The sequence below is a fragment of the Streptomyces sp. NPDC041205 genome (genome assembly GCF_055591765.1).
This window is the reverse complement of the sequence record NZ_JBVIZH010000001.1, coordinates 1,559,967-1,571,396: the sequence shown is the minus strand read 5'-3', so window position 1 is coordinate 1,571,396 and position 11,430 is coordinate 1,559,967. Positions and strand designations below refer to the sequence as shown.

Annotated in this window: 7 protein-coding genes; 1 reads left to right on the top strand and 6 read right to left on the bottom strand. The window is 72.6% G+C overall.

Annotated elements, in window-relative coordinates; genetic code table 11:
- Nucleotides 1–171: 171 nt before the first annotated feature.
- Nucleotides 172–2,298, top strand: a complete 2,127-nt coding sequence (locus ACZ6BG_RS06805) for a bifunctional glycosyltransferase/CDP-glycerol:glycerophosphate glycerophosphotransferase (protein ID WP_468997681.1) — start codon at nucleotides 172–174, stop codon at nucleotides 2,296–2,298.
- 65 nt (nucleotides 2,299–2,363) lie between these two features.
- Here ACZ6BG_RS06805 and ACZ6BG_RS06800 read toward each other — a convergent pair whose 3' ends face one another.
- The 6 genes from ACZ6BG_RS06800 to ACZ6BG_RS06775 form a co-directional block, all read right to left on the bottom strand.
- The gene (locus tag ACZ6BG_RS06800) at nucleotides 2,364–5,264 is read right to left on the bottom strand and encodes a stealth conserved region 3 domain-containing protein (RefSeq protein ID WP_468997679.1); all 2,901 of its coding nucleotides are present in this window, start codon (nucleotides 5,262–5,264) and stop codon (nucleotides 2,364–2,366) included.
- Between the two features lie 46 nt (nucleotides 5,265–5,310).
- A complete protein-coding gene (locus ACZ6BG_RS06795; protein ID WP_468997677.1) occupies nucleotides 5,311–6,411 on the bottom strand; it encodes a hypothetical protein in 1,101 nt (366 codons plus the stop codon).
- A gap of 146 nt (nucleotides 6,412–6,557) precedes the next feature.
- Nucleotides 6,558–7,532: a class I SAM-dependent methyltransferase gene (locus ACZ6BG_RS06790; RefSeq protein ID WP_468997675.1), complete on the bottom strand. Its 975-nt coding sequence runs from the start codon at nucleotides 7,530–7,532 to the stop codon at nucleotides 6,558–6,560.
- A 149-nt stretch (nucleotides 7,533–7,681) separates the two neighbouring features.
- Nucleotides 7,682–8,587: a carbohydrate ABC transporter permease gene (locus tag ACZ6BG_RS06785; RefSeq protein ID WP_468997672.1), complete on the bottom strand. Its 906-nt coding sequence runs from the start codon at nucleotides 8,585–8,587 to the stop codon at nucleotides 7,682–7,684.
- Nucleotides 8,584–9,966, bottom strand: coding sequence for a carbohydrate ABC transporter permease (locus tag ACZ6BG_RS06780; protein WP_468997670.1), 1,383 nt, complete (start codon nucleotides 9,964–9,966; stop codon nucleotides 8,584–8,586). The genes ACZ6BG_RS06785 and ACZ6BG_RS06780 overlap by 4 nt, the downstream gene beginning before the upstream one ends.
- Before the next feature lie 7 nt (nucleotides 9,967–9,973).
- Complete coding sequence (locus ACZ6BG_RS06775) at nucleotides 9,974–11,386, bottom strand: ABC transporter substrate-binding protein (RefSeq protein WP_468997667.1); 1,413 nt, start codon at nucleotides 11,384–11,386, stop codon at nucleotides 9,974–9,976.
- Between the last annotated feature and the right edge of the window lie 44 nt (nucleotides 11,387–11,430).

Sequence of the window (11,430 nt, the reverse complement as noted above, 5' to 3'; positions counted from 1 at the left end):
GCCTTTCGTAGAAGTCGGCTGGCGTTACGACCCAGTACGGGCGTATTCACACCTTTTTCCCGCCGCGATCAACTTCTTTGCCGTCGCTCACCCCAACGAGGTTCGCGATCACCCCATCGAGTGAGGCGCGGTCTTCGACAGAGCGTGTACGCGTGACTACCGTCGGTGTCCATGCCGCGCTTCTCAGTCGTCGTGCCCGCCCACCGCGTCCAGGGCTACCTGCGGGAATGCCTGGAGTCCGTCCTCGACCAGTCCTACGAAGACCTCGAACTCCTCGTCGTCGACGACGCGTCGCCGGACGCCTGCGCCGCGATCGCGGCGGAGTATGCGCAGCGCGATCCGCGCGCGCAACTCGTCCGGCTCACCCGACGCCAGGGCACCGGACCCGCCCGCGACGCCGGGGCGGCCCGCGCCACCGGCGACTGGCTGCTGTTCCTCGACGGCGACGACGTGCTCCTTCCGGGCGCCCTCGCGGCTCTCGACCGCGCGATCACGCGGACCGAGGGTGAAGCGGGGGCCGGAGGCGAGGGCGGCGCGGCGGGCGCGCCGGGCCTGGACGTGCTGCTCTTCGCGCACGACCGCACCGACTGGTGGGAGGCCGTCCGCAGACCGGCGGGCGAGGACGTCACCGGCGACCCCCTCGCCGTCACCGTCGCCGCCTGGAACCGCGTCTTCCGGCGGTCCTTCTGGACCGCGCGCGGCCTCGCCTTCTCCCGGGGCGCGTACGAGGACGTGGTGCCCGTGCACCGGGCGACGCTGGCCGCGGGCGACCGCGTCGGCGCGCTCGACCGGGTGTGCGTGCGCTGGCGGGAGCGGCGCGGCGGCAGCTTCGCGAAGTCGCCGGGGCGGGAGCACTTCGCGGTGATCGGGCGGTACGAGGAACTGTTCACGGACGGCGCCGGGGCCACCGACCGCCTCTTCCTGCGCGCCGTCGACCACCTCCTGGCCGTCCTCGACGACCCGGGCCGGATCGCGCCCGGCGACCGCTCCGCGTACTTCCGGGCCGCGGCGGGCATGCTGCGCGCCCACCGCCCCGCCGAGCGCCTGCCCTTGACGGAGCGTCAGCAGGCCCTGGTCTCCGGCTCGTACGCGTCCTACCGGGCCCTGTCCCGCGTGGGCGGACGCATGAAGTCCGTCCGCTCGGCGCTCGCCCGCCGCAAGAAGTCCGTCCGCGCCCGCGCCATGCGCGTCACCTACCGCGCCGACCTGCGCCGCTCCCTCGACCCGAACCTGGCCGTCTACGGCGCCTACTGGAACCGCGGCGTCAGCTGCAACCCGGCCGCGATCCACGCCAAGGCCCGCGAACTGGCCCCCCGCATCCGGGGCGTGTGGGTGGTGTCGAGCCGCCACAAGCACCGTGTGCCGCCCGGCGTCGAGTACGTCATCGAGGGCTCGCGGCGCTACTGGCGTGCGATGGCCCGCGCCACGTACCTCGTCAACAACTCCTCCTTCCCCGGCGGCTTCACCAAGCGCCCCGGCCAGGTCTACCTCCAGACCCACCACGGCACCCCCCTGAAGAAGATGGGCCTCGACCAGCGCCGCTATCCCGCGGGCACGCACGGCATCAGCTTCCAGAAGGTCCTCGACCACACCGACCAGTGGGACTACAGCCTGTCCGCCAACCCGCACTCCACGGAGGTGTGGGAGCGCGTCTACCCGGCCGCGTACCAGGCCCTGGAAGCGGGCTATCCGCGCAACGACGTGTACTTCACGACCGGCCCCGACGCCATCGCCCGGATCCGCGCCGACCTCGGAGTGCGCCCGGACCAGCGGGCCCTCCTCTACGCGCCCACGCACCGCGACTACCAGAAGGGCTTCCTGCCCCGCCTCGACCTGGAGCGGTTCGCGACGGCGCTAGGCCCCTCCTGGGTCGTCCTCGTCCGCGCCCACTACTTCTACGGCGCCGACGCGGGCCTCGCCGCCCACCCCGGTCTGCTCGACGTCACCGGCCACGCGCGCGTGGAGGACCTGTGCCTGGCCGCCGACGCCCTGGTCACGGACTACTCGTCGCTGATGTTCGACTACGCCTGCCTGGACCGCCCGATCGTCAGCTACGCCCCCGACTGGCAGGCCTACCGCCTCGCCCGCGGCACCTACTTCGACCTCCTCTCGGGCCGCCCCGGCGAGACCCCCGGCGCCCTCGCGACGACCGAGGACGAGCTGACCGCGCTGTTCCGGGACGGCGGCTGGGACACGGACGCGACGACGGTGCTGCGGAAGGCGTTCCGGGAGCGCTTCTGCCCCTACGACGACGGGGGCGCCGCCGAGCGGGTGGTGCGGCGGGTGTTCCTGTCCTGAGGCCGAGGCCGAGGGTGCGGACGTGCCACCGCCCGGGCCGGTGAGAAGCCCGGGCGGCGACCGGTTCAGACCGCGGCGGCGCACTCGTACGGCGAGCGCACCGGGAAGTACGCCGTCAGGAACGACCGCACCGCGAGCGCCATCTCCTCGTCGGACATGCCGCTGTCGGGCGACTCCCCGATGCAGAACGCGGTCTTGTTCCGCGACTGCAGGAGCTGCCCGAGCCGGGCGTGGTCGGTGCGGCTGCCGATGTCCACGAAGTCGTACGACACGGAGCCCGGCACGGCGCGGCCCGTCAGGTACGCGTAGTGCTGGTGCAGGGACGAGACCAGGGAGTGGTCGGTGGTGCCGCGGAAGCGGGCGCGGGAGGTGGCCGCCAGCTCGTCCGCGTACCGCTCGCCGAGTTCTTCGAGGATGCTGCGGCGCAGCGCGTACGGCACGTGCAGGAAGCAGTGCGTCGCCGTGCGGCCGAAGTCGCGGCGCAGCAGCTCGCGGTTGTTCTTCGCCGCCGCCAGATAGCCCTCGTCCGCCGCGTCCACCGGCAGCGCGGGCACGGACGCCGACGACCAGAAGAACTTGGGCAGACCGGAGCCGAGGAAGAAGGTGCCGGGCGTCGTCGGGCGGCCCAGGAACATGTCGTCGTTGAAGTAGAGGAAGTGCTCCGCCAGGCCTTCGATCCGGTGCAACTGGGTCTCGATGGCGTGGGAGTTGAAGGTCGGCAGGGCGGCGGGGTCGGCGAACAGGTCGCGGTGGTCGACCACGGTGAGGCCCGGGTGGTCGCGGTCGAGCCAGTCGGGGACCTGCCCGGCGGTCACGAGGTACACGTGCCGCACCCACGGGGCGTACATCGCCAGTGAGCGCAGGGAGTAGCGCAGCTCGTCGCGGTTGCGGAAGCGGACCGTGCCGCTGTCCGCCGAGGAGTCGGCGGCGTCGGCGGCGCCGCCGAGCGCGGCCGTGCGGGCGGCGCGCCAGTCGGGGTCGGAGTCGTCGACCCAGGTGTAGACGGCGTCGACGGGGAAGTCGGCGTCGTTCATGAGGCGCTCGGTGAAGACGTCGAGGGTCGGGTAGTCGCGCGCGCCGACGCGCAGCCGGGCGGTGGGGGTGAGGGAGGGCAGCACGGCCCCGGCGAGGGTGCTGCCGAAGGGGGCGCGGCGCCAGGACGGGTCGGGCGCGGGGGGCGCGGTGGGGTCGGCCGCGGCGCCGGGGGAGTCCGGCGCGCCGGTGGCCCCGGGGCCCTGGATACGGGGCCAGAACGCCACCGTGCACGCCTGCTGCACCCCGTGGCGCAGCGACAGCGTCGTCGTGGTCACCGGCCGGAACACCTTGACGCCCGCCAACTCGCCGATGCCGTCGAGCCGTTCGGCGAGGACGGCGCCGGGCGCCGCGTCACGCGGATTGACCAGCTCGGCGTAGACCGGCTCCCCGTGCAGCGCCTCCGCCAGGGCCTTCAGGGCGCGGTCGCGGTCGTCCTCGTCCACGGCGAGGGTGTGGGCCGTGCCGTCGGTGCGCACCAGGACGTAGGGGACCTGGCGTGACTCCAGGGCGGCCGCGGTGACGTCGAGGTTCCACTCGGCCATGCGCGGCGCGAGCACGTCGTCCCTGCACTCCGCGAGACGGCCCACCGAGCGGATCACCCGGCCCTCGGGTGCGGCGGCGATGATCTCGTCCTCGCGGGCCCGCTCATCGGCGCCCGCGTCCGCGTTGAAGGTGTGCGGCGCCGTCGGACGGAAGCCGCAGCCGCCCGACGCGACGCCGAGCGCCACCCGGTCCGCGCGCCCGGCGAGCCGCTCCGGCCGGTCCCGCCCCGCCACGAGCCGCGTGTACAGCTCCTCCCACAGCGCCGTCACCCCGGCCGACGAGAACCGCTCGTACACCCCCTCCCTCGCCGCCCGCGCACAGCCGCGCCGCAGCTCGTCGTCGGACATCAACTCGTCCATCGCGGCGGCGAGTTCACCGATCTCGCCGGGCGGCACGAGCAGCCCGTCCACGCGGTGCCTGACGATCTCCGCCGGTCCCGTGAGCACGTCGTACGTCACCACGGGCACCCCGGCCGCGAGCGCTTCGAGGAGCACCAGCGGGAACGCCTCGTTGTGGCCCGCCGTCATCAGGGACAAGCCCGCCTTCGCCCACTCGGACGCCATGTCCTGGCAGGGGCCGAGGAGTTCCACCCGGTCCTGGAGCCCGAAGGCGTCCACAAGGCGGCGCAGGCTCTGCTCGCGGTGCCCGCCGCCGAAGATCCGCAGCGTCCACTCCGGGTGCGCCTCGGCGACCCGCGCGAACGCGCGCACGGCGTGGTCGACGCGCTTCTCGCCGGTCAGCCGCGCCGCCATCACGATGACCTTGCTCTCGCCGTCGGCGCGCGGCCGGAACCCGTCGGGCACGGCGTTGGGGATCACGGCCAGCTCCGGCGCGGTCGCGCCCAGGGACTCCGCGATCCAGTCCCGGGTCCGCCCGGTCAGCGTCACCAGGGCGTCCAGGCGCGGCGCGTGCAGCAGCAGCGGCTCGCCCGAGGGGCCCCGGCGCTGGGTGGGGCGGTGCTCCTGGTGGACGGTCACCACGCGCGGCGGTACGAGGCCGACGGCGGCGGCGAGCAGCGCGGGCGTCGTCGTCACCAGGACGTCCGTGTCGAGGGTGCTGAGGGCCGCCGTCAGCTCCACGTCCGACAGGCGGTCGAACGCCGACTCCCAGGCGGGCCTGATCAGTTCGCTCGGCAGCGCGGCCAGCGTCCGGCACGCCGCCTCGTCGAGCCGGGAGTCGCGCACCGGCCGCTCCGGCGTCACCGTACGGTCCACCAGATAGCGCACGGGCACCTGCCGCGCCTCGGGGAAGAACGGCTCGGGGCGGGTGCGGAAGACGGAGACGACCTCGACGTCGTGCCGCTCGGCGAGGTGCAGCGCCTGGGTGTACGTGGCCAGCTCGGTGCCGCCCATCTCGTCGCCCCAGCCGAGCAGATAGGTGATCTTCAAGGGGTCTCCTCAGCGGGTCTCACACGGGGGTGGCGGTTCGGGCGCTTCACGAGGTCTCCTTCGTGATGTCCAGGCAGGTCACGGCGAAGGCGCCGGACGCGGTCAGATGCGGGTGCGCGCGCACCAGGCGGCCGCCGGGCAGCGCGACCAGACGGAACGGCGTGGGGAACGCCGACGGCAGATCGCGTACGTCGGTCAGGCGCCGCCCGAGTCCGAGCTCGCCGACGCGGAAGTCCCACACCCACTGGCCGGGCCCGGCCTCCGCCATCGCGCCGAGCGGCAGCGCGAAGCTGAACCGGTCCCCGTCCCAGGCGAGTTCGACGGGGGCGACGAGGCCGTCACGGCGCCGCACGGCCCGCGCGGACCACCGCGCCCGGTCCCGCTCCCGGGGCCCGGCGACCACGCGCCCGTACACCGTGATCCCGTCCCCGCGCGGCACGAACCGCACCAGCTCCGCCCGCGGCCGCGACCGCGTGACCTGCACCGCGGCCCGCCCCCCTCGGCAGCGCACGACCCGGATCAGGGTGCCCGTGCGGGGGTTGGGCGCGTGCGGCGCGGTGGGGCCGGGCGGCGGGGCGCCGCCGTCGGCGAGGGCGAGCCCGCGACGGCGTACGCGGCCGTCGGCGCCGCTCGTCGCGACGGCGAGCCGCCAGACGCCCTCGCTCAGGAGAGGGGCGGTGCCCTGAGGGCGGGCCGCCGCGGGGGCGGCGTCCAGCGCGTCCCACAGGGTCACCGTCGCCGTCAGGAGCGGGCCGCCGTCGGTGTCCCGTTCGACGGCGAGCGGGACGCGGAAGCGGCGGTGGCCTCGGGTGATGAGGAGTTCGGCGGCGCGCAGGTCCGGCTCGGGCGCGGCGAGCGCGAGGTTGAGGGTCCGGCTGTCGCGCAGGGAGAGGTGCGCGGGCGGGGGGAGGAGGGCGTCCGGCCCGGTGCCGCGCCCGGCGGTGGCGCGCTCCAGGCGGAAGCGGGCGGTGCGGGCGAGGGCGGTGAGGCGGTGGGGGCGGAGGGCGCGGGGCGCGCGGGGCGCGCGGGGCGCGCGGGGCGTGCGGGCGGCTCGGGCCGCGGAGCGGGCGGCGTGTGCCGGGGCTGGCGGGGCCGGTGTGGTCGCCGGGGGCGTGGGGGCCGCCGAGGTCGTGGGGTGGTGTTGCATTGCCCCACTTTGCCGTCATTCACCCAGAATTCATCGGTACGGCACGCGCCCGGTGCCTGACCGGGGCGGCGAACGGCTCGCGGTGAGCGACACCCGCCGGGGTGGACGGCCGGAACCCGACCCCCACCCCGACGCGTGCCTCGTCCTCAGGACCGGCGGCTCAGGAACGAGACGAGACCCCGCCCCTTGGGACGCCGATTGTCCCCGCTCCGCCGACCGGGCTTGCCCGGCGCCTGCTGGACGGCCGCGGCCTGCGCCGCGCCCTTGCCCTGCGCCGCGCCCTTGCCCTGCGCAGCCCCGGCGGCAGCCGCCCCCTGCCCCGGCACACCCGAGGCGTGCCGCGACACCGGATGCGCGGGCGTCCGCGCCTTCCCGCCGCTGATGCGGATCATCGGCTGCCCCGCGACCTCCTCCGCCCCGTGCCACATGTCGTCCCGGCCCTCCAGGAACGCCTTCAGCTCCCCGTGCACCTCGTCGTAGGCGCCCCACGTCCCGTAGAACTTGGTCGCCGTGATGCACAGCGGCTTCAGACCGGTCGTGGCGACCGCACCCCAGGTGGCGGCAGCGACGCCCGGGCAGTGCTCGGCGCGGAAGTCGTCCAGGACGACGATCCCGTCCCGGCGCAGCAGGCGCCGGGCGGCGGCGATGTCGGCGTGGACGTGCTCGTACAGGTGGGAGGCGTCGATGTGGACGAAGCGGCAGCTGTCCGCGCGGACGTGCGCGGTGATGCCGGACGAGGGCGCCTGCACGACGGCGGGCAGCTCGTCGTGGAAGGAGCGGTAGTTGGCCTCGAAGGCGCGCCGGGTGAGGGTCGCGTACGAGCGGTTCATCTCCTTGGAGTTGGCGTCGTCGGGCGCGGGCGAGTCGAAGAGGTCGCAGACCGTGAAGGTCTCGCCGGGGCGCAGGAAACCGCCCATGAAGATCGCGCTCTTGCCGAGGTAGACACCGAGCTCCAGCAGGTCGCCGGGTTCCTCGAGGGTCCGCTGGCGGTTCAGGAACCAGTCGAAGAGCACCTGGTCGGCGGGGTGGAACCAGCCCTTCACCGCGGAGAGGTCGGTCGGGAGCGGCAGGTCATCCAATTCCTGGGCGGACGTCGGTACGGAAGCGGAGGCTTCGGGCATGTCAGGTCCTGGAGTCGGGGGCAGTGCGCCGCGATCGACCGTAGTGGCCAAGATCCGCCGGACACCACAACCGGCACGACACGCCGCCGAAGCGGCACGACACGCCCCCGACTCCTTGGGTCCCCTGTCCCCTCGACGTCACCCGCCCGTCACTTGACGGCACCCGCCATGACGCCGGACACGAACTGACGCTGGAAGGCGAAGAACACCGCCAGCGGGATGACCATGGAGATGAACGCGCCCGGCGCCAGGATCTGCACGTTGTCGCCGAAGAACCGCACCTGCTGCTGCAGCGCCACCGTGATCGGCGGGCTGCCCGCGTCCGCGAAGATCAACGCGATCAGCATGTCGTTCCACACCCACAGGAACTGGAAGATGCCGAGCGAGGCGATCGCGGGCGCGCCGAGCGGCATCACCACGCGCAGGAAGAGCCGCAACTCCCCGGCCCCGTCGAGCCGGGCCGCCTCCAGGAGTTCACGCGGGATCTCCGCGAAGAAGTTCCGGAGCAGGAAGATCGCGAACGGCAGGCCGAAGGCGGTGTGGAAGAGCACCACGCCCGTCGTCGACTCGAAGATCCCGATCTCGCCGAACAGCTTCGCCACCGGAAGCAGCGCCACCTGCACCGGCACCACAAGGAGCCCCACCACGCCCAGGAACCACCAGTCGCGGCCCGGGAACTCCATCCACGCGAACGCGTACCCCGCGAGCGAGCCGATCACCACGACGAGCAGCGTCGCCGGCACGGTGATCGACACGCTCGTCAGGATCGAGTCGGTGATCGTCTCGTCCTTGAGCAGGTTGGAGTAGTTCTCGAAGGTCAGCTGCGAGGGCTTGGCGAAGACCTTCCACCAGCCGCTCTCGCTCATGTCCTGCGTCGTCCGCAGCGAGCCGAGCATCAGGCCGAGCGTCGGCACCAGCCAGAACAGGCCGACCACGACCAGGAAGACGCGCAGCACACTGCCGCTGACGACGGCGGCGATCCGCCCACCCAGCGATTGCTTGGCCTTCACGATCTGTACGGGGGATGCCTTGGCCGTCTCACCCTGGGTACTCATCGCCGAGCCTCCCGCCGCATCCGCCGCATGTTGAACAACATCACCGGAATCACCAGGAGGAACAGCAGCACCGCGATGGCGCTCGCCACGCCCGCGTCCCGGTCGCCGAACGCCGAGTTGTACAACTGCACCGCGAGGACGTTCGCCTCGTCCTTCGACGAGCCCGGCGGGATCACGAAGACCAGGTCGAAGATCTTCAGCACATTGATCATCAGCGTGACCGCGACGACCGCGAGGACCGGCGCGAGCAGCGGCACCGTGACCCGCCGGAACACCTGCCACTCATTGGCCCCGTCCACGCGCGCCGCCTCCAGGAGTTCACGCGGCACGCTCGCGAGCCCGGCCGCGATCAGGACCATCGCGAACCCGGCCCACATCCAGATGTAGCTGCCGATGATCGCGGGCGTGATGAGCGACGGGCCGAGCCAGTCCACGCCGTTGTACGGCTCGCGGAAGTTGGAGGCCGGATAGCGCAGTTGGGCCCCGTCGGCCTCCTTCGGCAGGCTGAACGTCCCGTCGGCGGCGGCCGTCGTCGAGGCCACCACCTCGCCGCCCTTGACCGCCTCGATCTTGATGCCGGGGTAGCCGAACTCGGCGGCGTCCGGCGCGTTCAGCTTCCCCCGGCCCTTGCCGCGGGTGAAGTCCTGCCAGGCCGTGCCGGTGACCTTGCCCGGGTCCGCCGACGCGGCCTTCGCGGACTTGGCGTCGTCGGGCATCTGGTCCGGCGGCACACCGGTGAGCGGCAGCGCCACCGGCTCGCCCGCCTTGACCGGCTCCTTGGTGACGAAGGCGCCGTCGCCCGCCGACTCCAGCGGGGAGCGGGCGCCGGGGTGGCCCCGAGGGAAGTTCGAGGATTCGGCGAACGTGTCGTGCACGCCCACCCACAGGGCGTTGGCGACACCGCGGTCGGGGTCCGACTCGTACACGAGCCGGAAGATGATGCCCGCCGCCAGCATCGAGATCACCATCGGCATGAAGATGATGAGCTTGAACGCCGTGCCCCAGCGCACCCGTTCGGTGAGGACCGCGAAGATCAGGCCGAGCGCCGTGGTCAGCGCCGGGGCGGCCACCAGCCAGATCGCGTTGTTCTTGATGGCGGTACGGATCCCGTCATCGGAGAACATCGTCTCGTAGTTGTCGAAACCGGCGAAGTCACCGGCCTTGTCGAAGAAGCTGCGGCCGACCGAGTAGCCGATCGGATAGAGCACGAGCGCGCCGAGCAGGACGAGGGCGGGCAGCAGGAAAAGCGCCGCGATCGTCTTGCGGGTCCCGGTGACGCTCCTGCGGGGACCGGCCCGATGCGGGCCGGACTTGGACGTGTGCGGCGTCGACTGGGCCGGGGGCACCGCCGCGGTGCCCCCGGCATCCGGGGTCGTCATCGCCTCGTCAGCTCTTCTTGTACGCCTTGGCCGCCGCGTCCTCCAGCGTCTGCTGGGTGCCCGCGATGTTCTTCGGGTTCTTCAGGAAGTCCTGCAGCGCCTTCCACTCGCCCTTGCCGGGCGTGCCGCCGAAGGACTGCGGGGCCTGGTCCGACATGTCGAAGCGGATGTCGTCGCCCGCCTTGATCAGGGCGCTCGCGATACCGCGCTGCACGTCGTTCGGGTACGCCTTCAGGTCCAGGTTCTTGTTCGGTGACACGAAGCCGCCCGCCTCGGCCCAGATCTTGGCGGCGTCGGGGGTGGCGAGGAACGTCAGCAGGGCCTGTGCGCCCTTGCTGTCCTTCAGCGCCACGGCCGCGTCACCGCCGACGACGGCCGGCGACTCGTCCCCGACCGCGGGGAACGGGAACACCTTCGCGTCCGTGCCCACCTCGGCCTTCGTCTCCGCGATCGCCAGGGACACCATGTCGCCCTCGAAGACCATGCCAGCCTTCGGCTGGTCGCCGCCGGTGAAGGTCTGCTTCACGGACGCGGGGAACTCCGTCTGCAGGGCCCCGTCGGCGCCCCCGGCGATGAACCCCTTCTTCCCGAAGAGGCCCCCGAGCGTCGTCAGGGCGTCCTTGACGGACGGATCCGTCCACTTGATCTTGTGCTGGGCGAGCTGGTCGTACTTCTCCGGACCCGCCTGCGAGAGGTAGATGTTCTCGAACCAGTCCGTGAGGGTCCACGCCTCCGCGCCGCCCACCGACATCGGCGTGACACCCGAGTCGTACACCGTCTGCGCCGTCTTCATGAAGTCGGCCCAGGTCTTCGGCTCCTTGACGCCCGCGTTCGTGAAGACCGCGGTGTTGTACCAGATCAGCGACTTGTTGGCGGCCTTGAAGTAGACGCCGTACTGCTTGCCGTCCACCGCCCCGAGGTCCTGCCAGCCCTGCGCGTAGTTCTTCGCGAGCTGCTTCTGCGCCTCGGGCCCGACCGGCTTGGCCCACTTGTTCTGCACCGCCTGCTCGATGGCGCCGACCTGCGGCAGCATCGCCACGTCCGGCGGCTGGCCGCCCGCCACCTTCGACTCCAGGAAGCTGATGATGGGGTCCTGAGCCGGTACGAACGACACCTCGGCGCCCGTACGCTTCTCGAACTCGTCCAGGACCTTGAGGAACACCTTCCGTTCGGCGCCGCCCCAGACGGCGGCCACCGACACCTTCTCGCCGTCCAGCTTGGGCAGTTGCACGGTGGCCGCGCTCTCCTTGCCGCCACCGCCCGCCTTGTTGTCGTCCTTGTCCTTGTCGTCGCCCCCGCAGGCGCTGAGCCCCAGCGCGAGGGCGCCGACGGCAGCGGAGGCGACTATCTTGGCGGCCGCCCCACGCGTGCGACGAGTGCGACGTGTACTCGGTGTGCGTGTACGAAGAGTGCTGCGCATCACTGCCCCGTTCTCTTCCCCGACAGGTCCCGTTGCGGTCTGTC